The sequence below is a fragment of the Pseudomonas fragi genome, assembly GCF_900105835.1.
GTDB lineage: Bacteria > Pseudomonadota > Gammaproteobacteria > Pseudomonadales > Pseudomonadaceae > Aquipseudomonas > Aquipseudomonas fragi.
Window position 1 is genome coordinate 1,679,539 of record NZ_LT629783.1, and the last position, 23,726, is coordinate 1,703,264.

Annotated in this window: 20 protein-coding genes; 2 read left to right on the forward strand and 18 right to left on the reverse strand. The window is 60.6% G+C overall.

Features of this window, described 5'->3' with window-relative positions:
• The first annotated feature begins 85 nt into the window (after positions 1-85).
• Positions 86-1,297, forward strand: coding sequence for a LysR family transcriptional regulator (locus BLU25_RS07655; protein WP_016782288.1), 1,212 nt, complete (start codon positions 86-88; stop codon positions 1,295-1,297).
• A gap of 154 nt (positions 1,298-1,451) precedes the next feature.
• On the opposite strand, the gene BLU25_RS07660 is transcribed toward BLU25_RS07655, so the two are convergent.
• From BLU25_RS07660 to BLU25_RS07730, 15 genes are all read right to left on the reverse strand, one after another.
• A complete protein-coding gene (locus BLU25_RS07660; protein WP_016782287.1) occupies positions 1,452-2,699 on the reverse strand; it encodes an OprD family porin in 1,248 nt (415 codons plus the stop codon).
• 56 nt (positions 2,700-2,755) lie between these two features.
• The gene (locus BLU25_RS07665) at positions 2,756-4,018 is read right to left on the reverse strand and encodes a gallate dioxygenase (protein ID WP_016782286.1); all 1,263 of its coding nucleotides are present in this window, start codon (positions 4,016-4,018) and stop codon (positions 2,756-2,758) included.
• A gap of 25 nt (positions 4,019-4,043) precedes the next feature.
• Positions 4,044-5,384, reverse strand: coding sequence for an MFS transporter (locus BLU25_RS07670; protein WP_029611581.1), 1,341 nt, complete (start codon positions 5,382-5,384; stop codon positions 4,044-4,046).
• A 204-nt stretch (positions 5,385-5,588) separates the two neighbouring features.
• Complete coding sequence (locus BLU25_RS07675; protein ID WP_016782284.1) at positions 5,589-6,551, reverse strand: type II secretion system F family protein; 963 nt, start codon at positions 6,549-6,551, stop codon at positions 5,589-5,591.
• A 27-nt stretch (positions 6,552-6,578) separates the two neighbouring features.
• Positions 6,579-7,565 carry a type II secretion system F family protein gene (locus tag BLU25_RS07680; protein WP_016782283.1) on the reverse strand — a complete coding sequence of 329 codons (987 nt, stop codon included), beginning with the start codon at positions 7,563-7,565 and terminating at the stop codon, positions 6,579-6,581.
• Positions 7,562-9,001, reverse strand: coding sequence for a CpaF family protein (locus tag BLU25_RS07685; RefSeq protein WP_016782282.1), 1,440 nt, complete (start codon positions 8,999-9,001; stop codon positions 7,562-7,564). Before BLU25_RS07685 ends, BLU25_RS07680 begins: the two co-directional genes overlap by 4 nt.
• Positions 9,002-9,004: 3 nt before the next feature.
• Positions 9,005-10,222 carry an AAA family ATPase gene (locus BLU25_RS07690; protein ID WP_029611580.1) on the reverse strand — a complete coding sequence of 406 codons (1,218 nt, stop codon included), beginning with the start codon at positions 10,220-10,222 and terminating at the stop codon, positions 9,005-9,007.
• Entirely contained in the window at positions 10,216-10,719 is a 504-nt protein-coding gene (locus BLU25_RS07695; protein WP_016782280.1) for a TadE/TadG family type IV pilus assembly protein, read from the reverse strand. The genes BLU25_RS07690 and BLU25_RS07695 overlap by 7 nt, the downstream gene beginning before the upstream one ends.
• Positions 10,719-11,189 (reverse strand): TadE/TadG family type IV pilus assembly protein, encoded by a 471-nt coding sequence (locus BLU25_RS07700; RefSeq protein WP_029611579.1) that lies wholly within the window; start codon positions 11,187-11,189, stop codon positions 10,719-10,721. Before BLU25_RS07700 ends, BLU25_RS07695 begins: the two co-directional genes overlap by 1 nt.
• A gap of 8 nt (positions 11,190-11,197) precedes the next feature.
• Positions 11,198-12,538, reverse strand: coding sequence for a TadE/TadG family type IV pilus assembly protein (locus BLU25_RS07705; RefSeq protein WP_029611578.1), 1,341 nt, complete (start codon positions 12,536-12,538; stop codon positions 11,198-11,200).
• Between the two features lie 38 nt (positions 12,539-12,576).
• Positions 12,577-13,383: a Flp pilus assembly protein CpaB gene (cpaB, locus tag BLU25_RS07710; protein ID WP_016782277.1), complete on the reverse strand. Its 807-nt coding sequence runs from the start codon at positions 13,381-13,383 to the stop codon at positions 12,577-12,579.
• Positions 13,384-13,395: 12 nt separating this feature from the next.
• Positions 13,396-14,718, reverse strand: a complete 1,323-nt coding sequence (locus BLU25_RS07715) for an ATPase AAA (RefSeq protein ID WP_016782276.1) — start codon at positions 14,716-14,718, stop codon at positions 13,396-13,398.
• A 14-nt stretch (positions 14,719-14,732) separates the two neighbouring features.
• Positions 14,733-15,251, reverse strand: coding sequence for an A24 family peptidase (locus BLU25_RS07720; RefSeq protein ID WP_016782275.1), 519 nt, complete (start codon positions 15,249-15,251; stop codon positions 14,733-14,735).
• A gap of 28 nt (positions 15,252-15,279) precedes the next feature.
• Positions 15,280-15,471, reverse strand: coding sequence for a Flp family type IVb pilin (locus tag BLU25_RS07725; RefSeq protein WP_016782274.1), 192 nt, complete (start codon positions 15,469-15,471; stop codon positions 15,280-15,282).
• A gap of 418 nt (positions 15,472-15,889) precedes the next feature.
• A complete protein-coding gene (locus BLU25_RS07730; RefSeq protein WP_016782273.1) occupies positions 15,890-16,081 on the reverse strand; it encodes a Flp family type IVb pilin in 192 nt (63 codons plus the stop codon).
• Positions 16,082-16,322: 241 nt separating this feature from the next.
• Here BLU25_RS07730 and BLU25_RS07735 point away from each other — a divergent pair, with 241 nt between their 5' ends.
• Entirely contained in the window at positions 16,323-17,186 is an 864-nt protein-coding gene (locus BLU25_RS07735; protein ID WP_016782272.1) for a response regulator transcription factor, read from the forward strand.
• A gap of 5 nt (positions 17,187-17,191) precedes the next feature.
• On the opposite strand, the gene BLU25_RS07740 is transcribed toward BLU25_RS07735, so the two are convergent.
• From BLU25_RS07740 to BLU25_RS07750, 3 genes are all read right to left on the reverse strand, one after another.
• Complete coding sequence (locus BLU25_RS07740) at positions 17,192-18,943, reverse strand: tannase/feruloyl esterase family alpha/beta hydrolase (RefSeq protein WP_016782271.1); 1,752 nt, start codon at positions 18,941-18,943, stop codon at positions 17,192-17,194.
• Between the two features lie 265 nt (positions 18,944-19,208).
• Positions 19,209-20,582: an efflux transporter outer membrane subunit gene (locus tag BLU25_RS07745; RefSeq protein ID WP_016782270.1), complete on the reverse strand. Its 1,374-nt coding sequence runs from the start codon at positions 20,580-20,582 to the stop codon at positions 19,209-19,211.
• Positions 20,579-23,725: an efflux RND transporter permease subunit gene (locus BLU25_RS07750; RefSeq protein WP_016782269.1), complete on the reverse strand. Its 3,147-nt coding sequence runs from the start codon at positions 23,723-23,725 to the stop codon at positions 20,579-20,581. Before BLU25_RS07750 ends, BLU25_RS07745 begins: the two co-directional genes overlap by 4 nt.
• Between the last annotated feature and the right edge of the window lies 1 nt (position 23,726).

A 23,726-nucleotide genomic window follows, 5' to 3' on the forward strand; every position in this document is an offset into this window, starting at 1 on the left:
TACAGGTATGCGTTTTATTTATTGCCAGCTCATCTGCCAGGCAGGCATAGTCCCACTGTATTGCCCAATCAAAGAGCCTGCCCCCATGCAATCGAGTGAGCTACCCAGCCTGATGCACGTGCGCGCCTTTGTCCGGGTGGCCGACTACGGCAGTGTGTCCAAAGCCTCTGAAGCCCTGTTCCGGGCACAGTCGGTAGTGACCCGTTCGATTTCCGAACTGGAGACTCGCCTCGGTGTGCTGTTGTTTGAGCGCCACGCCAACGGCATGCGCCTGACCGATTACGGCACCCGCCTGCTGCCCCGCGCCCGCCGCGTGCTGGCCGAACTGGACAGCGTCCCGCAGTTGCTCGACGGTGCTGACAAAGCCCGGACCGAGCCGCTGTATCTGTTCCAGGCCCGGCGCCTGCAAGTTTTCGTCAAATTGTGCGAAACCCACCATATGCAGACCGTGGCCAGCCTGCTCGGGCTGAGCCAGCCCGCCATCAGTTCGACCCTCAAGGTGCTCGAAAGCGGTTGCGGCCAAACCCTGTTCGAGCGTACGCCACGAGGCCTGCTACCCACCCGCGCCAGCCTCGACATCCTGTTCCCGGTGCGCCGCGCCCTCAATGAACTGCGCCATATCGACACCGATATCAGCGCCCTGCAGGGAACGCTGCAGGGCGTGGTCCAGGTCGGCGCCCTGCCCCTGGGCCGCACCCGCATCCTGCCCGAGGCCATCGTGCGCCTGATGCGCGAACACCCCGCAATCCAGGTGATCACCAACGAAAGCCCGTTCGACCTGCTGGCCACCGAGTTGCGCGCGGGCGATGTAGATTTTATTTTCGGCGCCTTGCGCTCGACGGCATACGCCAGCGACCTGTCGGGCGAAGCCTTGCTGACGGAGGAGATGGTCGTACTGGCGCGGCGCGGTCATCCGCTGTATTCGAAAAGCACCGTGCAGGCCGAACTGGCTGATGCGCAATGGGTGCTGCCACGAGCCGGTTCGCCAGCGCGGTATATGCTCGACGACTGTTTTGCGGCATTTGGCATTGCGCCGCCGCGCCCGATGGTCGAGAGCGGCGACATGGCGATCATCCGTGGTTTGCTGCTGCGCTCGGACATGCTTGCGGCGGTGTCCGCACACCAGCTGGAGGCAGAAATTGCCAGTGGCGAGCTGTGCATCCTGCCGCTGGAGTTGCGCCATACCTCTCGCGCCATCGGCCTCACCTCACGCACCGCCAGCCTGCACTCGCCGGTGGCAAAGGCGTTGATGGACGTGATCCGTCAGGTGATCCAGGAGCAGCCCCCTGAACCTTGAACCCGTAGCAGCTGCCGCAGGCTGCGTCCGGCGGCGCAGCCGTCGTAAAACCTGAAATCGCGGTCTTTCAATTAAATCGCGGGTTCATATTTTGCGATTGCTTCGCAATCGAACGCAGCCTCGTTCCTTCGGCAGCTGCTACGGGATCAAGCCCTCAGAGAATATTCAGCGGATAGCTGACAATCAGGCGGTTTTCATCGAACTCGTTGGTGCTGTAGTCGCGGCGCATCGTGGAGTTGCGAAGCCGCAGGTTGAGGTCCTTGAACGTGCCGCTCTGCAGGGTGTAAGCCAGCTCGGTTTCCCGGCCCCATTCCTTGCCGTCGGTGACAGTGCCGGTGTGCACGTTGCTGCCACTGAGGTAGCGGTTCATCAACGTCAGGCCCGGCACCCCAAGCGCCGCAAAGTTGTAGTCGTGGCGCAACTGCCAGGACTTCTCCCGGGCGCTGTCGTAGCTGGAGTTGTACGTGTCATTGGCCAGGGTGCCACCACTGGTGCCATTGACCCGCATCCAGCCATCATCGCCGGTGACCTTTTGCAGGCCCACATAGAAGGTGCTGGCGCCGTAACGGGCCGAAAGCAGCGCCGAGACCGTGCGGTTATCCAGATCGCCAGCTTTGGCACTGCCGTCTTCAGTGCCGCGGAAGTAACCCAGATTGGCCCCCAGGGTCCAGTCGCCCAGCGGCTGGCTGTGGGTCACTTGCAGGTATTGCTGCTGGTAGATGTCCTTGAGCTCGGCATTCCACAAGCCGACCATCGTGCGTTTTTCGTTGAAGGTGTATTCACCGCCGACAAAGTTGAAGCGATCGGAGGTGACCGTCGCTTTGCCCTGCATAAACATGTCGTCCATGCTCGAATCGTTGCGCGGGCTGTTTTTGCGGAACTGCCCGCCATACAGCGTCAGGCCGTCGATGTCCTGCGAGGTGAGCTGAGCCCCTTCAAAGGTTTGCGGCAGCGAACGGCCATCGTCGGAGCGCAGGATCGGCAGCACCGGCATCCACTCCCCCACTTTGAGCACGGTCTTGCCGATCTTCATTTTCCCGGCCACTGCCAGACGCCCGAAATCGTCAGCCGGGCGCCCGTCACTGCCCACCGGCAATAATTGGGTGCCACCACTGCCCTTGCCGCCATCGAGCTTGATCGAATACAGGCCCAGCGCATCCACCCCGAAGCCGACAGTGCCCTGAGTGAAACCCGACCTGGCGTCCAGAATAAAGTTCTGGGTCCATTCCTGAGCCAACCCCTGGGCATTGCCCGGGTTGGTGAAATTGCGGTTGATAGAGAAATTGCGCAGGTTCAGGTTGACGCTGGCATCGTCGACAAAGCCGGCCGCCTGGCCTGGTAAAGGCAACGCACAGGCAAGCGCCAACGCGCAGAAATTGCGTGAGTTGAGGGTGACAGTCATTGTTATTGTTTTCCGTTTGTTTTGGTTAAACGCCCCCTTTGCAGGGGGCAACACGATCAGCGCGAAGCTTTGCCCGCCACTGAATAGAGCACTTGCTGATTGCGGGTCTGGATAAAATCTTCCAGGCTTTCGCCGCGCATGGCGGCATAGACCTGCAGGTTGGGGATGCCCAATACCGCCGCGAGTTTTTCCAGTACAAAGAAAATCACCCCGTAGTGGATCAACCCTCGCCAGTCCCGGCGGCGCAACAGGTCGCGTTCTTCTTCACTGAGCCCGGATTCGGCAAACAATGCCTCAGGCTCGGCCAGAAAGCGCTGGCGCCATTGGGGCTCGATCATGCGGTGCAAAAACTTGTTCAGGCGATAGCCCTTGGCACTGCGGGCCAGGGTGAAGGGGTAAGTGCCTGGCAGCTTGTCGATCCCAGCCAGCTGGTGCTGCATATGGGCCCGATGACGGGCATTGACCTCGGCCGGCACCGCGCGGTCCTGGTTCTCCAGCAACAGGGTGGCAATCCCGGTCATGGACGGCAGGTAGTAGTCCTGATGCAGGTTTTTCACCACAGCCGACAACGCGCCGCGCATGATCAGCCAGGTGATCACCTCCGCCCCCTCGAGCCCGCCGAGGGTGGCGAATTCGGCCAGGGTCATTTCGGTCAGCCGTACCGGGTCGTTGACCAGCAAGTCGACAAACTGCGCGTCCCACTCCGGGTTGTTGAAGCCACAGCGCTCGCCATGCACCTGATGGGAGACCCCGCCGGTGGCGACGATGGCGACCTTCAAGTCTTCGGGGTAGCTTTCGATGGCGCGGCGCAGCGCCAGCCCCAGCTTGTAGCAACGCAGCGCACTGGGAATCGGGAACTGCAACACCCCGACCTGCAACGGCACGATCTGCACCGGCCAGTCCGGCTCGCACGGCAGCAGCGCCGACATGGGCGAGAAAAACCCGTGATCCAGCGGTTTGTCGCGGAAGAAACTCATGTCGAACTCATCAGCCATCAGGCTTTCACCGATATGCCTCGACAGCGCCGCATGCCCGCCGATACCCGGCAACGCGCGGGGATTGCCGCCTTCGTCGGCCACTTCGTAACGCTCATCCACGCCCAGGGAAAACGCGCCGTAGTGATCGAAGAAAAACGACGTCACATGATCGTTGAAGATGTAGAACAGCACGTCCGGCTGCTGCTCTTTCAACCACATCTTGATCGGCTCGAAACCTTCAAAGATCGGTGCCCAGGCAGCCTCGTTCTGTTTGTCGTGATCGACTGCGAAGCCGATGGTCGGGGTGTGAGATACAGCGAGGCCACCGATGATGCGAGCCATGACAAATTCCTTGAATAAAAAGAGTTTATTGCGCCAGTACTACGCGGCTGACAGCCCGGCGCCGTGCTCGGCCATTGCCCAGGATCGCCAGCGCGGCGATAAAGGCTGGTACCGCCAGCATCGCGAACAGTAGCGGCAAGTCCAACCCCAGGCTGAGTACCGCGCCGCCGACCAGCGAGCCGAAAATTGCGCCAAAACGGCCGATGCCCAGCATCCAGCTCACCCCGGTCGCCCGGCAATCAGTCGGGTAATAACCCGGCGCGAAGGCATTGAGGCCAGTTTGCGCTCCGCTCATGCAAAAGCCTGCGGCAATCACGCCAACCGCCAGCAGGCTCGACTCCAGGCTGAAGGCGCCCAGCAGCAGGATAAAGGCACCGCCCAGGGCATAGGAGGTCGCGATCACCGCATTGGGATTGCGCCGGTCCATTGCCCAGCCCACCACAATGGCGCCCACCGTGCCGCCGATCTGGAACAGCCCGGTAATGGTTGCGGCACGCTCGATGGACAGTCCGCCGTCACGCAACAGGGTCGGCATCCAGCCCATGGTCAGGTAGATCACCAACAGGCCCATGAAATAGGTGAGCCACAGGGCCAGCGTGCCGAAGCGGTACTGCTCGGTGAACAGCATGCGCACTGGCGCCTTGTGCTGCACCTGGGGTTCGGACATGACAAACCGGGTGGCGGCGGTGAAGGTACCGCCCAGCTTGTTCAACACCTTGGCAATCTGGCTGGCCGAAGCATTGTGTGCGGCAAGAAAGCGTGCGGACTCGGGCAACAGCAGCCACAGGAACGGCAGTAACAGCAACGGCATGATCCCGCCAAACAGCAGCACCGACTGCCAGCCATGGCTCGGTATCAACCAGGCCGCGACGAAGCCGCCCAGCCCCGAACCCATATTGAAGCCGGTGAACATGAGGGTGATAAACAGCGAACGGTTGCGCTCTGGCAGGTATTCGGCCAGCAGCGTGGTGGTATTGGGCAACGCAGCCCCCAGCGCCACACCGGTCAGCAGGCGCAGGGCCGCCAGTTCATAGGGGTTGCGGGCAAAGGCACAGGCCAGGCTCAGTACGCTGAAACCGGTGACCGCAAACAGCATGATTTTCTTGCGGCCCAGGCGGTCGGCGTATGGCCCGGCAGTCAGTGCGCCGATGGCCAACCCGACCATGCCGGCGCTCATCACCGGGCCGAAAGCGGCGCGCGACAGGCCCCATTCCTGGATCAGTGACGGCGCGACAAAGCCCATCACCGCCACATCGAAACCATCGAACAACACAACGAAAAAGCACAGTGCAAGAATCAACCACTGGTATTTGGCGACGGGCCTGTCATCGATCCAGGCCTTGATATCGACCGTTTCGTGAGTCATGTTTTCCACCTTATTATTTTTGTAGAAATTGCGACTGGCACTGGCATAAGCGCAGGCCAAAAAAAGTCATGCCCAACAGTCGAACTGTTGGGCATGACTCTAAGGCCGCCAGGGCCTGTCCCGCCTCTGGGAAATCCTTAAGCGGGTATCGATTTTTCTTATCAGGTGTTTAACACGCTCGCGCGTACCGGCCTGCTTTTCTACTCAAATCTTGCCGAACACCTTGAACACACTGATGATCGCAGGCCCGATGGCCACCAGAAAAAAACTCGGCCACAGGCAGAAGATCAGCGGAAACACCAGTTTGGTACCGACTTTGGCGGCCTTTTCCTCAGCCAGCTGGGTACGTCGATCGCGAAACTCTTCAGCATAAATCCGCAGGGTGGTACCCACACTGGTACCAAAGCGAATGCTTTGTGCCAGCAAACTCACAAGGCCGCGGATATCTTCCAGCCCGGTACGCTCAGCCAGGTGCTTGAGCGCTTCGGTACTGGGCACACCGGCACGCACCTCGGCGTTGACCAGCGCCAGCTCCATCGCCAGGTCGGGCTGGCTGACAGCCATTTCCTCGGCCACCCGCTCAATGGCCTGGGGCAGGGCCAGGCCTGATTCCACACACACCACCATCAAGTCCAGGGCATCCGGGAAGGCAATCAGCAGCCGCGACATGCGCGATTCCTTGCGCGAGCTGACATAGATCGCCGGCAACAGCCAGCCCACACCGAGGACCACAGCCAGGATACCGCCCCCCAGCAGCAGCGACATGTTGGGAATAAACGGCAATGCCAGCAGTGTTATGCCCAGCAGTAACAGTGGCAGCAGCAAGCGAATCGCCCAATACACCTGCACCGCCGACGGGGAGCGGTAGCCGGCATGGATCAGCAGTGTCCGGGTGGCCGAGGCCTGCCTGGTCTCTGCGGAACTAAAACGCTGCCCGACCTGCTCCAGCATCATTTGCAGGTTGCTCGGCGGCGCCCGGTGGTCGATGCCATGACCGCGCTTGATCAACATCAAACGCCGCTGCACCGGGCTTTGCAGGCCCTTGACCAGCACCGCCAGGGCTACCGCCACCATCACCACACTCAGGCCGATAACTGCCGCAAACAGCATTCGGGTCAGTTGCTCGTCACCCACTAGCCGATTGATCAGACCCAGTAAATAGTTCATGTCCATACCCTCCAGGACGAGCCGTGTTCAAACCTGAATCCGGATGATTTTGCGGATCCAGAAAATCCCGATGATCATGGCCACAAAAGCCCCCATGATCAGCTTCTGGCCCATGGGTTCCTTGAACAGCAGGGGCATGTAAGTCGGGCTGGAAATCAGGATGGCCAGCGCCAGTACAAAGGGCATCGACACCAGGATCCAGCCGGACATGCGCCCCTCGGCCGAGAGGGTCTTGACCTTGCGATGGAAGCGAAAGCGACCACGAATCAGGCTACTCAAACGGGTCAAAACTTCAGTCAGGTTGCCGCCAGTTTCACGATGGATCAGCACCGTGGTCACCAGCATCATCACCGTCATGCTCGGCACACGCTCCAGCAGGCCGAGCATTGCCCGACGCACATCATTGCCATAGTTGATATCGGCAAACGCCAGGCCGAACTCGTAGGCAACCGGCCCCTGATGCTCATCGGCAACCAGTTGCAGGGTTTCGTTAAACGGATGCCCGGCGCGTAAAGCCCGGCACATGGCATCCAGCGCATCGGGCAGGCCCTCCTCGAACTGGGCGAAACGCTTGATGCGGTCGTGGGAAATCTTCCATATGGGTAGCCAGAAGCAGACAAACGCCGCCGGTAATGCCACCCACCACAGTTGCAAGAACGACCACAACACCAGCCCCACCGCCGTAGCCAGCACCAGCCCCAGCAATAGCACACGGTAGGCCCTGTATTCATGCCCGGCCTGCTCGATCATCTGCGCCAGGGTTTCCATCATCGGCAACTGCTCGAGGCGGGCCTCAAGCGGCGGCAGACGGCGCAGGTATTTCTGGCGCAGGATCGATTGCATATTGGGCAGATTGTTCGCCCGCTCCAACAGGTTAAGGCGCCCGCGAATGCGCTTGCGTACCTGGTTGGCTTCACCGAACACCGGAATCGTCAAACCCTGGCTGAGCAGAAACATGGCCGTGAACACCATGCCTAGGAACGCCAGGATAAATTCGCCAGGAACCTGATTCATGACTGCCCCTCCATCCATTCCGGCCGAAACAGGCTGAGCGGCAGCTCAATACCCCGTTTGGCCAGCACATCACGAAATGCCGGCACCATGCCGGTTGAGCGAAACTCGCCCAGCACTTCCCCTTTCTCGCCCATGCCGCTGCGCACAAAGGCGAAGATCTCGGTCATGGTGATGATGTCGCCCTCCATGCCATTGATTTCCTGCACGCTGACCAGGCGCCGGGTGCCGTCCTCCTGGCGCTCCAGCTGGATCACCACGCCAATGGCCGAGGCGATCTGTTGACGCATGGCCTTGATCGGAAAGGTGGCGCCGCTCATCGACACCATGTTTTCGATCCGCCCCAATGCATCGCGGGCGGTGTTGGCGTGGATGGTGGTCAGCGAACCGTCATGGCCGGTGTTCATAGCCGTCAGCATGTCCAGCGCCTCGGCGCCACGCACCTCACCGATCACAATCCGGTCCGGGCGCATGCGCAGGCTGTTGCGTACCAGCTCACGCTGGCCCACTTCACCGCGCCCCTCGATATTCGAAGGCCGGGTTTCCAGGCGCACCACATGGGGCTGCTGCAATTGCAGTTCGGCGGAGTCTTCGATGGTGACGATGCGCTCGTTGTGCGGGATAAAACTGGACAGCACATTGAGCATGGTGGTCTTGCCGCTGCCGGTGCCTCCGGAAATCAGTACATTGAGACGCCCGCGCACGATGGCCTTGAGCATCAGGGCAATGGCCGGGGTCAGGGTGCCCATCTGCACCAGGCTCTGGGTATTGAGCAGGTCCACGGCAAAACGGCGGATCGACATGCTCGGCCCGTCGATGGCCAGCGGCGGAATGATCGCGTTGACCCGCGAGCCGTCCTTGAGCCGTGCATCCACCAGCGGCGAGGACTCGTCGATGCGCCGCCCGAGGCTGGAGACGATACGGTCGATAATATTGAGCAGGTGATGATCGTCGCGAAAACGCACATCGGTACGCTGCAATTTGCCAAAGCGCTCGACGTACACCGAGTCAAAATCATTAACCAGAATGTCCGATACGCTGCTGTCACCCAACAGTGGCTCCAGTGGCCCGAGGCCCAGCACCTCGTCGGTGATTTGCTTGATGATCAGCTGACGGCTGCTGGTACTGACCGGCGCCGAGTATTCGTCCAGCAGGCGCAAACTGATCTCGCGAATCTGCCGTCCGGCGTCGGCCAGCTCCAGGGTGTCGAGCAAGGACAAGTCCATGACCTTGAGCAACTGCTGATAAATCTTCTCCCGCCACTCGGCCTCCATCGAACTGAGCTTGGTGCGGGTTTCATACACCACATCCGGCACGCTGGCTTCCCAGGCCATCAGTACACTGGTGCAATCGGCGCCCTCGACGGGCAATGCCACCACCTCTGCAGAGGCCAGCTTGCTGGCTTGCTGACGCAGGCGATTACGAAAGTCGCTAAGCATGGCTTATCCTCCGAACAGACGGTTGAATGTACGTTTGAGCAAACCTGCTTCAGTGGCCTCGATGCCGATCAGGCTCTGGCTCAATTCACGCAGGCTCAAGGTGATACCGGCGCGCGGAGCATGCAGCTCCAGGGGCACCCCGGTGTTCTGGCTTTCACTGACCACCGCATAGTCATTGGGCAACTTTTGCAGCTCCGCACAGCGCAAGGCTTCGCTGATGTCCTTGGGTTTGAAGGGCGACGCCTTGTCAAAGCGATTGAGCACCACATGCAGGCGATTGCCCTGCACTCCCAGGTCGTCGCGCAGAATGCGCACCAGGCGGTTGGCGTCCTGCAGATGGCTCAAGCTCTGTTGCAGCACGATATAGACCCGGTCCGACTGTTCCAGGGTGATACCGGTGAGGTGATCGATATGCCGTGGCAAATCCACCACCACCCAGTCATAGGTGCTGCGCGCCAGCTTGAGCAAACTGTCCAGTTGCTCCAGGCGGATTTCCTGAGGCAGGCACAGTTCATCGGTGCGTCCGCCCAGCACATGCAGACTGGGGCTGAAATGGCTGCAAAAGCCACGCAGCGCCACGCTGTCCAGGGTATCGATCTGTTGCAGCACATCGGTATGGCTGTGGGTGGGCAACACATCCAGGCTGTGGGCCAGGCTGCCAAATTGCAGGTCCAGATCCAGCAACAGGGTCCGGCCGCCCTGCACGCTCAACTGATGGGCCAGGTTGCAGGCCAGCATCGAGGCCCCCGAACCGCCCTTGGCATTCATTACGGACACCAGTTTGCCCTTGCTGCCATGCTCGCTGTGCAGTTCGATCTGCATGCGCTCCAGTGCCGACTGCAAGTCTTCGCCCGACACCGGCTCCGGCAAGAAGTCGCGGGCCCCGGCCTGCATCGCCAGGCGCATGCCTTCAAGCTCATCCAGCGGGCCGCACACCAACAGTGGCGGACGCTCCTTGAGCGGGTGCTGCAACAGTGCCGCCAGCTCTTCGCGCCATAAATGGCTGACGCGCAACAGCAGGAAATCAGGCATCTGCTCCAAGCCATAGAGCGGATCGGTGTGGCCATTGCTCACCAGCCGCGTGCTCACCTGCAGATGGGCAATGCCCTGGCTCAAGGTCTTGAGATGGTTCAAGGCCGTGGCATCACGGCCGCTGATCAACAGACGTATGCCCTGGCGGTCTGATGACGTTGCCGCCGTCACTTCTCGGACACTTAACATGGCGTTATCCCCGGTGTAACCGTCGGATCAGGCTGGCGGCCAAGGCTCTCGCGCGGCACCGTCGACCTGAACGTGGGCAGGATGAAGACCCCTCTGAAGCCGGGGATCAACAGATTGAAGCTGAAGTTGGTCACCTGCAGTTGCACATAACGAATGGCGGCAAAACCGCCGGCCCCCACCAGATCATTGGGGCTGGTGACCACTGCACCGTTGGCGTCTAGATAGACAAGGTTCAGATTGGCACTGGTGAGGCTGGCAATCAGGCTGCTTGGCCCGGCATTGCCCGCCGTGTTGAACATGGCACGACGCAGGATGATCGGGTCCTGGATATTGCACACTGCTGCCAGCCGCGCGCCGCGACGCACCGACTCGCTCAGCACGTTGACGGTGAAGTACAGCCGGCCCATTTCCAGTGCGCCAAACAGCAGGGTGAACAGCACCAGAGCGGTGATGGCGAACTCGACGATATACACGCCGCCCATGCGTTTGCGGTTCATCACAAGGCCCTCATTACAACCGTTGAAGTCAGCAGCAGGCCCAGCGGCACGCTACTGCCATACAGCGCAGGGATGGCGCTGCCGAGCGCCGGGACAAAGGTGTAGGCAATGCTGACCCGTACATGGTTGGTGCCCACCGCACTGACCGTGACATTACCGGTGGTCAGGCCCGGTGCCGCCGCCGGATACCCATTGGGGTTGGCCGGCAGGCCGTAAACCGCTACGTTCTTGGTCTGCGATACAAGCGCAGCGTTGAGGTCCAGCGTGCCCAGGGTGGCGTTCCACGCCTGGCTGGCCGCATAACGGCCGGCATCACGGCTGGCCTGTTGCAGGCTGTTGTACTGGAACAGCATGCGGCCGAACTCGGCGAAGGCCAGCATCAGCAACACCAGCAGCGGCAGGGTCAGTGCCAGCTCGACCATCGCCAGACCCCGCTGGGCGCGGGCCGACCTGAATCCACAGCGTCTCATGAGACCTCCTAGGAGTCGGTGCTCGGCGTCTGGTTGTTGTCGATATAGGTTTTGTACAACTGGATGATCTGTGGCCCGACGTTAGCCGCAGGGTTGGGGCCAGGCACGTTATCGCCTTCACACACGCTGACGAACTGGCCGAAAATCTGCGCCTCATTACCCTGCTGAGCGGCTGGCTGCATCACGAAATAGCAACCGAAGCCCAGCACCGGAATCGCCGAGGCTCCATCGTTTTTGCCCGAGCAATCGCCGATCACGATTTTCAGAATCCGCCGTTCAAATACACCATTACCCTGGCAACCGGCGCCGCCCCCCACACACGCAGACTCGTCCTGCTTCCAGTTGTTGTAGTCATACAGGGCACCGCTGCTGGTGGACAGGTTGCCGCTGCTGGAGGTAACCGTCTTGCCGTCATACAGGATCGGCGCAGGCGAGCCGGCGTAGGTAAATGACTTGGGATTGACCGTAATCACCAGATCCGGCGGATAGTCAGAAGCGCTGAGGCCACCCTTGTATTCGTTGAAACGCGTATTAAGCCCCTGGGAAGCAGGGCCCACGGTATTGCCCGGTTTGGTCTGGGCGGTGGCACCGACGATATTGCACTGATCGATCCCGCCTGCCAGACCTTCCCTGACCGTCTTGCCGCCCGAACCGAAGTCCAGCAGCTGGAAATTCCCCGGGCCGATGGCCGAACTGTTGTTGGCGGCGGTTTTCAGTACTTGCAGATCACCGAACTTGAAGCCCCAGAACATCCCGGCAGCCGGGTTGTTCTGCGCCGGGTCGCCGCACACCAGCAACGGGGTCAGATCACAGGGGCCGCTGCTCGGGCTGGGCCCGGCAGTAGCCACCGCGGCGACGGCCTTGCCTGTGGCGTTACCGTTGTCCAGCGCCTGAAACACGCCCCAGAAAAAACTGCTCAGGGGGTAGTTGTTCACCGTCACCCGAACAAAGGTCGCATTTGTCGGCCCGGGGAACGAAAACGGCCCGTAGACACTGCTCGCCAGTTCAACGGTGGCAAAGCCGGACGGGTTGGCCGTGATGGCCCTGCCCAGTTCCTCGTTGCCCGTCGCATTGGCATTGAGGCTCAGGGTATTGAGCGCCGCAGTTTGCGTCAGGCTGGCCGAGCCGGTCGCGCCAACCACCATGCTCAGCGTCTTGGCCCCGCTCAGCGCCGCCGCATCCACTGCGTTTTGCAGGCGGGTCTTGTTCAGCAGCATATGGCTGCCGTCCAGGGCCAGGGCCCCCATCAACAAGAGCGAGGCCATGGCAATCACCACCAGGACCAGCATGGCGCCGCGCTGTTGCCGGGGAAACGCGGTGTGGGGTTGTTGGATACGCGCGTTCATGATGCGTCACCTTCATTAGTGTTGCGCTGCTGCCCGGCCCTCTACATCGCCTTTTCTACCGTGGCCGCGACACCGCGAATCACGATCACGCTACCGTCATTGGCAGGTGCACGACGGCGAGCTACCGGCTTGGCCATCACGGCCGGCAGTACCGGCGCCGCCATGGCAACGGGTTCAGCCGCAAGCGGTGTCTTGTTGTTATCCAGCGGGTTGCGCAAGGCCAGTTGCACCTTGCCTGCGGTCATGCCTTTGACCAGTACCTCGGCCTGGGCCGGGGTCATCTCCAGGGTTACCGCACGCACCACCACCGGTTGGGTCTTGTCAGTGCTGGCGGTCTGGTCAACTGCCAGTACCCGCAGATCTTCGAGGATGGTCTTGGACTCGGCATTGCCCTCGCTGCCGACTTGCCGGGTTGCCAGCACGTCGACCCGGTTGCCCGGCAGCAGGAAGCCGCCGACACCGACCACATCATCCACCCGCACCGAGATCGCCCGTTTGCTGGGCTCGATCAGCGAGGCCAGGGTGCTGCCCCCCATATGCTCGGCCAACCGTGCCCCGCGCAGAATGTCGCCGCGCAGCAGGGAGAAGGTGGCAATCTTGCCGACCACTTTTTCAGTGGCATCAAAGGCGTCCTCGGGGGCAGCATCCCTGGGCATGCGCACCACCGTCACTTGCTGGGGCTCGATCATTTGCCCGAATGCGATTTCCACCGTGGCAATCACCACGTTTTCCTGGTTGTCGTCGGGGGTGGTGTTAAGTCGTGCCGTGAGCCAGTTGTTGGCCATCCAGGTGGCGCCCAGGCCGAGGATCACGGACAGGACAATCAAAGTCAGCGTGCGCGAGTTCATGACGGTAACTCCTTACCCAAGAAAATCGAGTTGGACGAAATAGTTGCGCCACGCCCACTCAAGCTCCTGAGTAGTCAGTGGCCCCGCCCCCTCCAGATAACGCTGGCGATCGCACGCCATATTCAAGAGATCCCGGGGATGACATGGCACCAGGGGCATGTTTTCGGCGCCATAGAGATCGTGCAGCACAAAACTGAGCAACATCGGGTCATAGGCAATGCCCAACCGCTGCGTCTCTTGAATCCAGATTCGTTCGTATTCGCCAGGCTTGAGGTAACCAAATTGCAGCTTGTAGCCAATGCGCCGCAAAAACGCTTCGTCTGCCAGCTCCAGCGGGTTGAGGTTGGTGGAGAACACCAGGATCAGGTCAAACGGCAGCTCGCAATGGCGCCCGCCGCCCAGGTTGAGGAAGTCGCGTCTCTCCTCCATAGGCACAATCCAGCGGTTCAACAACTCGCCCGGGGTCATGCGCTGACGGCCCAGATCGTCGATGATCAGCAGGCCGTTACTGGCCTTGAGTTGCAACGGTGCCTGGTACTGACGGGCATAAGGGTCATACCGCACATCCAGTTGCTCCATCGTCAGTTCACCGCCGGTGATCACGATCGGCCGTTCGCAGCACAGCAGGCGACGGTCTATGCCCTCATTGAGCATCAAGCCGTTTTGATGTTCGTCATCGCCCAGGCGCTTGTGTACCTGAGGGTCATAGATCTCGATCACCGATTCATTGATGGCGATGGCATGGGGCACCCAGATCGCTTCGGCAAACAAGCGGATCAGCCGACTGCTGACATAGGTCTTGCCGGTACCCGCAGGCCCGTAAATCATGATGGCGCGCCCGGAGTTAAGGGCAACACCCAGTTGATCGAGCATGGTTTGCGCCAGCACCATCGAACCGAAGCAGTGGTGCATGTCATGGGCGCTGATACGACCGTGGTGAATGGTCTGCAGCTTGAGCAGCGAGCGGTAGGCACTCACCGGGTAAGGCGCTGCACCTATATAGCCACTGCGGGCCAGGGCATCGCGGGCACTGTTGCGGCCGCGTTCGGTCAAGCCGTAGCGCATGGCCTGCCCCCCGGCCTGACCCAGTACTTCAACGCGACGGTCCTTGCGCAGGAACGTGAGGATTTCTTCCATCACCGCACCGGTGAGCGCCAGTCGCGCCACCAGCTGCACCATGTCCAGCACACCCGCATCGTATAAATGCTTGCATACCAGATCACCGAGAAAATTGTCCGCCAACCCGGTTTCAAGGATTGTGCGTGGTTGTGGAGCCAGTTGCTGTACCGCTTCGCGCTCATCGAGAGAAACACGGTTGCTGCTGATGGCGTACATGGTGTTCTCCTGAACTAATGGCCCAAGGGCAGCCAAAAGACACTGGCCAAGGTGCCAAGCAAAACTGCGACCGAATAAGGGAAAGGCTTACCGGCCACTTCATCAGCCTGGGGGGAAAAGTAGGCCCGGGCCTTGAGCATCAACCAGTAGCGCCCCAGGGTCTGCACAGCCTGACCGCGCACCAGCACGATCAGCAATCCGCATGCGCCACCCGCAATCAGGCTGAAAAACGCAGCCCAGAGGGCGTCATGGGGGGTTAAAAAGGCGCCGGCCATAGCCATTAACTTGACGTCCCCGGCGGCCATCCCGCCAGCGGCGTACATGGGCAGGAAAACCCCGAAGCCGATCAACATGCCCAGCAGCGAATGCCCCAACCCGATAAAACCTGCGGCCCAGGTCTGGCCGACCAGGCCCAGCACCAGCCCCAGCAAAACCAGAAGATTGGGAATGCGGTGACGGCGAAGATCGCTCACCACCGCAACTCCCAGCAGCCCTGACAGCAACGCAACAGCAACAATCTGTACCTCGCTCATGGCTGCACCCTCAACAGGAGACATCGTGTTAGCAGACAGTGCCCTTCACAGCACATCCCAGACTGGTAATCGCTGTTTTCACATTGCCACCCAGGGTGATAAACGCGGCTACAGCGCCCAGGGTTATCAGCCCGCCTGCCACTGCATATTCCACAATGGTCAGGCCATCTTCGTCGTTGATGAACTTCACTACTGAAGTCTTGATTGATTGCAGGCTCATTTCGTCCACCTCACTCAATGTTTGATATTAAGAAGCAGGGCCAATTGCACTGCTTAATTGAATCTTAGCCAGTGCACTATTTAAGGGTTAGGAGATTTTTGCTAACTGTTAGGACTTTATTGCCAACACTGAAAAGAGTTAAAGCAGCCACAAACAAGACAACCTGACTGCCATTAACACCCGCTTTATATGCTGGCCGTACTTCAACTAATCAGGCATAAAAAAACCGGCTTAAGGGTGCTGCGCTAGAGGGGACGTATAGCGCAACAGACTAAGCCGGGGGGTTCATAGCAGGATTTAATCTTCACAACCTCAAAGCAACGGCAATACTTGTGTACAGGTTCGTATCATTGGCGCTGCACATCGGCAGCCAACAACTGCAAACAGGAGCCAGGCCCCAATGATCGCTAGCCGCACATCAGCAGGCAAGCCCCTTGACCGCACAGCCCAGGCTGGTGATGGCGTCCTTGACGTTGCCACCCAGGGTGACAAATGCCGCCACCGCCCCCAGGGTTATCAGGCCACCGGCCACGGCATACTCGACAATGGTCAGGCCGTCTTCATCATGGATGAAGGCCTGGACGGAAGTTTGAATGGTTTGCAAGTTCATGTTGTTCACCTCATTTGAGTGGCTTGCCCAAAGCGATTACTTAATGCACCGCCTGATTCAAGGCTAGCCAGCGGTGACAAGAGCAGTTAGGAGTTTATTGTCGAACAGCAGGATTTTTTTGCAGTAACCAGGTATTAAAACAGCATTATCGGATCCAATTGAAAGTGAACTTCAAGCGGCACGGCGATAATGATTCGAAACTTTAACCCGACAGCGCATTGCACAAGAAAGGATCACGTGAATGAAATCTGAAGCTGTCAAAAAACCTCATCTGCTGTGGTTCGACCTTACCCGCAATCAATCCACTGAAGAACTGATGCTGCCCTTTCGCGCTACCTGCCACTGCCTGCTGGACACCCCCCGGGCCTGGGCCAACAAGCACCGCGAGCCGGCGCCAGACATGATTTGCATGCATTTTGACTGCCCCGACCTGTCGGGGCTCAATCTGTTGCAGGAGATCAAATTCAAGTCCCCCTCCATCCCGATCACCATGTTTACCGTACAGCACTCCGAAGAACTCGCGGTCTGGGCCATGCGTTCGCGGGTCTGGGAATATGTGGTACTGCCCCTGAGTGCTGCCGAGATCAGCCGCTACCTGAGCGCCCTTGAGCAGTTGTGCATCCTGCGAAGTGCCGCTGGCAACAGCAACAAGACATTGCCGATCGAGCATGGCCCCGCACTGCCCGACAGCATCCGCCTGACCACCGACCATCAAAAGCACAACGCCCTGCACAACGTGTTGCAGTACATCGACCAGCATTACTGCGAAAGCATCGACCAGAAAGACCTGGCCAGGCGCTGCAGCATGACCACCTTTCGTTTCAGCCGCCTGTTCAAGGAAGTCAATGGCCTGGGCTTTATGGACTATGTGCTGGGCAAACGCATGGAAAGCGCCAAGGACCTGCTCGACAACAGCCAGATGCCCATCACCAGCATCGGCTATGAAGTGGGGTTCAAAGACCCCTCCTACTTTGCCCGCGCATTCAAGCAATACGCGGGCTGTACCCCCAGTGAGTATCGTCAGGCACGCCGCAGTGATGTGCCGTTATCGGATGACACCCTCACCCAGGTCATCCAGAGCCTGGCCCGCAGTGCCGAAGGCTGAAGCCCTCAGCGTTGCAGCGGTGCATAGGGGGTGAAAAAGTCCGAACCCAGCCACTGCGGGGTTTTCTCATCTACCGCGTTCTGGCTGCGCACATAACTGTCAGCCGAGTTCACCTCGCCCTTGCCGTCATACACCGCCACATCCGGGTACGGGAACACCAGGCGGGTGCGCCCCTCGTTGGCAGGGTCCTGCGTGACAGGCCGGGGCGCCGCCATTGACGGCTTTTTGTCTGCCGTTGCCTGGCCCGGCAGATTGGTCGGCGCGCCAAACTCGCTGGCAGCGGCCTGCTTGCTGCTGGCCTGCAAGGTCACGATGGCGGCCGGGGCCTGGCCCTTTTCGACCCATGACATCATCGGCGTCAGCAGGTCCAGCAGGCTCGGACCTTCACCGCCGCCACAGTGGTAAACCCCCGGCAACAGGTAAAGCCGCTCGAAGGACTCGGCCTTCGACTGGCCCATCTGCACCTGCACCGCCTGGTGGTAGGCGATGGTGTTCAGGGGCGAGATATGCTGGTCGGCCCAGCCGTGCCACAAGATCAGCTTGCCGCCGCGGTCTGCGAATGCCGACAGATCCGGGTTGGTGGCGTCATACAACGGGTGCAGGGCGCGCAATTGATCCAGGGTGCTGCGATCAAACTTCACGTCTGCCAGGCTGTAATCCGCTCCCGGGTTGTGTTCGAAGGCCAGATTGCGCAATACATCCAGCGCCATTTTTTCACTGTTGATTGGCTGATCGACACTGTCCGGCACAAACACCCCGGCCCAGGCCAGTTCGGACCCCGGCTGCGGCCCGCCAATGGTCAGGCGCTCACCGGTGGCCGGGTCATGCGGGCCGTCATACAGGCGTCGGGCCGCCTCGACTTCCCTGGCGCTCAGGCAGTCCGAGGTGTCGGTCGCCGAGGCCTTGCACTGCACGGTGGCGGGGTCAAAGCGGCAGGCCCGCGGGTCGCTGATCAGGCCATCGACCTGACCGTCCAGCGCATCGCACTGTTGCAACACGGCCTTGTGCAGGATCGGCAGGCGCGAGGCAATCAGAATCGCCTTGCCCTGCTCGTCCTGATTGGCGTGGGCCTGCCAGGCGTGATAAATCGCATTCTGCACCAGAAAATTCAATGCCGGCGCCCCGGCGATGATGCCGTTGAAGTCATCGGGATAGCGCTGGGCTTCGATCAGGGCTTCGCGCCCGCCATCGGAGCAGCCGGTGAAATAGGCGTATGCAGGTTGCTGGCCGTAATAGGCGCCAATCAGTTGCTTGGCGGCCAGTGCCGTCAAGTGGACGCCGCGATGGGCAAAGTCCGCGCGTTTTTGTGCATCGTTGCCCCAGCTGTTGTCCATGCCCTCGTGGCCCATATCGGTCGCGGCCAGTACAAAGCCGCCGCTGTTCAGTGGCGCACAGCCTTCAGCCGCGCCCACCTGCAACGAAATCCGCCCGCACAGCCCGCCGCAACCCACTTGCAGATAACGCTGGGTCCAGGTGTGAGTGGGCAGCTGGACTTTGAAACCGATACTCGGTGCCAGCGTACCCTGCACTTCACAGGCGGTAACGCCATTGCTGGTGATTTCGCTGGCCGACAGCACCTGGCTGCCCTTGCCGCCGATAGCCTGCAGATCAACCTGGGTCAGCGCCGCGCAACTGATGGCGGGTTTGACCACTGGCAACACTGCGATGGGCGGTTCGGCGTGGGCCAGTGCGGGCAATTGCAGGAGCAGCACTGTGGTGCCGAGTAAGAGTCGGCGCAAGGTTTGGAGGGGAATCATGACAGCTCCTTGTTAATGAAAGATCCGATTTTAAAAGCCTGTAGATGCTCTGTTGCCGATCAAGAGCTCGTTGTAGCAGCTGACTCGCGGAGCGAGGCTGCGTCCGGCTGCGCAGCGGCCGTAAAGCCCGGGAGTCGGGTCCAACTGGCACACCGCATGTGTCTGGTTTACGACTGCTACGCAGCCGGACGCAGCCTCGCTCTACTCGTCAACTGCTACAGGTGCAAGCGTGATCCGGATACAGGTTTTGTGCGCATTCCTACACTCAGTTCCAACCACCTCCCAGCACTTTGTATAGCGTCACCCGGTTGCTCTGCTCGGCCAGACGCAGGGTAATCAGGTCCTGCTCGGCGCTGTACAGCGAGCGCTGCGACACCAGAGCCTCAAGGAAGCTCTGCGAACCGCCACGGTACAGCGCATCAGACAGCTCGTAGCTTTTACGACTGGCATCGGTCAATGCCTGCTGCGCCGCCAGGCGCTGGTCCAGGGTGCTGCGTACCGCCAGTGCATCGGCGACTTCCTTGAACGCGGTCTGCAGGGTCTGCTGATAGGTCTGCACCTGGATCTCGCGTTCCACCTTGGCCGAATCCAGCGTAGCTCGATTGCTGCCGGCGTCGAAGATCGGCAGGCTGATACTCGGGGCAAAGCTCCAGGCACCGCTGCCGGCCTTGAACAGGCTCGACAGGCTGGTGCTGGCCGAACCTGCACCGGCAGTCAGGGTAATGCTGGGAAAAAACGCCGCCCGCGCCGCGCCGATATCGATATTGGCCGACTGCAGGGTGTGCTCGGCGGCCAGTACGTCCGGACGGCGCTGCAACAAGGTGGACGGCAACTCGGCGGGCACTTGTACCAGCATCGCCGCTGACTCCAGGCTTTCACCCGGCAACAGGTTGTCCGGGATTTCGCTGCCCACCAGCAGGGTCAGGGCATTCTGGTCCTGCAGGATCTGGCTGGCGTACTGCGCCACATCCACCCGCGCCGACTCTACGGTGGTTTGCGCCTCAGACACCGCCAGCCCCGATGAACCGCCCAAACCATGGCTGCGCTGGGTCAGCTCATAGGTGGACTGCTGGCTGGCCAGCGTCTCTTGCGCCAACTTCAGACGCTCATTGTCCGCCGCCAACGTCAGCCACGCGGTGCCCACTTCGGCGACCAGACTGATCTGGGTGCTGCGCCGGGTTTCGGTCAGCGCCAGATAGGCTTGCAGTGCTTCGTCCTGAAGGTTTTTGACCCGACCGAACACGTCCACTTCGTAGCTGCTCAGTCCCAGTTCGGCGCTGTAGCTGTGACTGGTGCTGCTGTTGGCCCGGCTGGAACTGCCGCTGACACTGGCGTCGATCCCCGGAAATGACGCCGCCCGCTGGATCCGGTATTGCGCCTGGGCCTTTTCGATATTCAGGCTGGCCAGGCGCAGGTCGCGGTTATTGGCCAGGGCCAGAGTCTGCAACTGCGCCAGACGCGGATCGGTGAAAAACTGCTGCCATTGAATATCGGCCGCCACCTGCCCTTTGGGCGTAGCGGTGCCCGGCAACCATTGTGCGGCTACCGGTGCTTGCGGGCGCTGGTACTCAGGCGCCAGATTGATACAGCCGCCCAGCAGCGCGAAAACGGCCAGCAGCGGCCAATGAAAGCGACTCATGCTTCACCTGTACGGTCAGTGGTGGTGGATGCCTGCGCCTGCGGTACACGACTGAAACGGCGGCGAATCATCACGAAAAACAGCGGCACAAAGAAGATCCCCAGTACCGTGGCGCTGAACATGCCGCCCAGCACGCCGGTACCGATGGCCTGGCGCCCGGCAGAACCTGCGCCGGAACTAATGGCCAGCGGCAACACGCCAAACATAAAGGCCAGCGAGGTCATCAAAATCGGCCGCAACCGCTGGCGCACGGCGATCAGGGTGGCGTCCACCAGGCTGTTGCCCTGCTCTTGCAGGTGCTTGGCGAATTCGACGATCAAAATGGCGTTTTTCGCCGCCAGCCCCACGGTGGTCAACAGCCCGACCTGGAAGTACACGTCATTGCTCAACCCGCTGAAACGGGTGGCCAGCACCGCACCCACCACGCCCAACGGCACCACCAGCATCACCGAGAACGGTACCGACCAGCTCTCGTACAGCGCCGCCAGACACAGGAACACAAACAGCACTGAAATCCCGTACAGCAACGGCGCCTGCGAGCCAGACAGACGCAGTTGATAGGACTGCCCCGTCCATTCATAGCTGATGCCTTCGGGCAGTTGCTTGATGATCGACTCCACAGCGTCCATCGCCACCCCGGAGCTCACACCCGGTGCCGGATCGCCCACCACTTCCAGCGAGGAGCTGCCGTTGTAGCGTTCCAGCAGCGGCGAGCCATAGCTCCACGAACTGCTGGCGAACGACGAGAACGGCACCATTTCATCGTTGCTGTTGCGCACAAACCAGTGGTCCAGATCGGCCGCCTGCATGCGCGCCGAGGCCTCGCCCTGCACATAGACCTTTTTCACCCGGCCCTGATTGAGGAAATCATTGACGTAAGTACCGCCCAGGGCAGTGGACAAGGTGGCGTTGATATCGCTGGTGGTCAGGCTCAGCGCCCCGGCCTTGCGGTCATCGATGCTGACCTTGAGTTGCGGCGTGTCGTCCAGGCCGTTGCTGCGCACGCCCTGCAGGCGCGGGTCCTGGCTGGCCAACTGGATAAACTGCTCGCGGGCAGCCACCAGGGCTTCGTGCCCCAGCCCGGCGAGGTCCTTGAGTTGCAGGTCAAACCCCGAGCTCTGCCCCAGCCCACGCACGGCAGGCGGTTGCATGACAAACACATTGGCATCGCCAATGCTCGACAGCGCACGGGTGGCACGCTGTGCGATAGAGGCCGAATCCTGACCGGCACCGCTGCGTTCGCTCCAGTCCTTGAGGCGGATAAAAGCCCGCGCCGAGTTCTGGCTGTTACCGCCCATGCCCAGCCCGGAAATACTGATCATCGCCTCAACCTCTGGTTGCTCAAGCATGTAGCTCTCGAACTGCTTGAGCACCGCCTGGGTGCGATCGTCGGTGGCGCCTACCGGCAATTGCACCTGCGCCATAAGGATGCCCTGGTCTTCATCGGGCAAAAACGAGGTGGGCAACTTGGCGTAGCCCACCGCCATCGCCGCAACCACCAGCGCATAGATCACCAGGCTGCGCCCGCCCCGGCGCAAAATGCCGCCCACCAGCTTTTCATAAGCCGCGGCACTGCGCTCGAAACTACGGTTGAACCAGCCAAAAAAACCGCTCTGCGGGCCGTGGCCCTTACCGTCAACCGGTTTGAGCAACGTTGCGCACAAAGCCGGGGTCAGGGTCATGGCCACCAGCACCGACAGCACCATGGCCGACACAATAGTCACGGAAAACTGCCGGTAGATAATCCCCGTGGAACCACTGAAAAACGCCATGGGAATAAACACCGCGCTCAGCACCAGGGCGATGCCGATCAGCGCGCTGGTGATCTCGTCCATCGACTGACGCGTGGCTTCAAGGGGCGACAGGCCCTTTTCGCTCATCACCCGCTCGACGTTTTCCACCACCACAATGGCGTCATCCACCAACAGGCCGATGGCCAGGACCATCGCAAACATGGTCAGGGTATTGATCGAATAGCCAAACACCGCCAGCACCCCGAAGGTACCCAGCAACACCACCGGCACAGTGATCGCGGGGATCAGCGTGGCGCGGAAATTCTGCAGGAACAAGAACATGATCAGCACCACCAGCACGATGGCCTCGCCCAGGGACTTGACCACCTCTTCGATGGACAGGCTGACAAAGGGCGTGGTGTCGTAGGCGATCACGTTCTTGAGCTGCATTTCGCTCGGGTAGTACGGCTCCAGTTCGGCAAGCTTGGCCTTGACCGCTTCACCGACCTGCAACGCATTGGCGCCCGTGGCCAGTTGCACGCCCATGGCCGCAGCGGGTTTGCCGTTAAGGGCCGAATTGACGTCATAACTGTCACTGCCCAGCTCCACCGTGGCCACATCACCGAGCAACACCACGGCACCGGTGCTGGTGGACTTGACCACCACATTGCGAAACTCTTCGGCGGTTTGCAGTTTGCTGCGCGCACTGATGGTGGCATTGAGTTGCTGGCTGGCCACGGCAGGCAAGGCACCCAACTGCCCGGCCGACACCTCGGTGTTTTGCGCCTCCAGGGCGGTGGTCACGTCAGAAGGCATAAGGGCGTATTTTTGCAGCAGCGCCGGGTCCAGCCAGATGCGCATGGCATAACCCGAGCCGAGCGTCTTGACCTCGCCCACGCCATCGATACGGCTGATGGAGTCGAGCAAGGTGCTGGAAATATAATCACCGATCTGGGTGCCGGTAACGCTCGGGTTATCCGACGCCAGGGCCGCAATCATCAGGAAGTCCGAGCCGCCCTTGGTCACGGTCAGGCCTTCACTTTGCACCGATGCCGGCAGGCGTGATTCCACCTGTTGGAGTTTGTTCTGCACCTGCATCTGCGCTACGTCGGGGTCAGTACCGGCCTCAAAAGTGAGGTTGATACTGGCGCTACCCGCCGAACTGCTGGAGGCCGACATATAGGTCAGTTTGTCGATGCCGGTCATTTGCTGCTCGATAACCTGGGTCACCGAATCCTCTACCGTTTTGGCCGATGCGCCGGTGTAGGTGGCGGCGATTTTCACCGTGGGCGGAGCGATATCCGGGTACTGTTCAAGGGGCAACTGGGTGATCGACATGGCCCCGGCCAGCATGATCACAATGGCAATCACCCAGGCGAAAATCGGTCGATCAATAAAGAAACGCGCCATG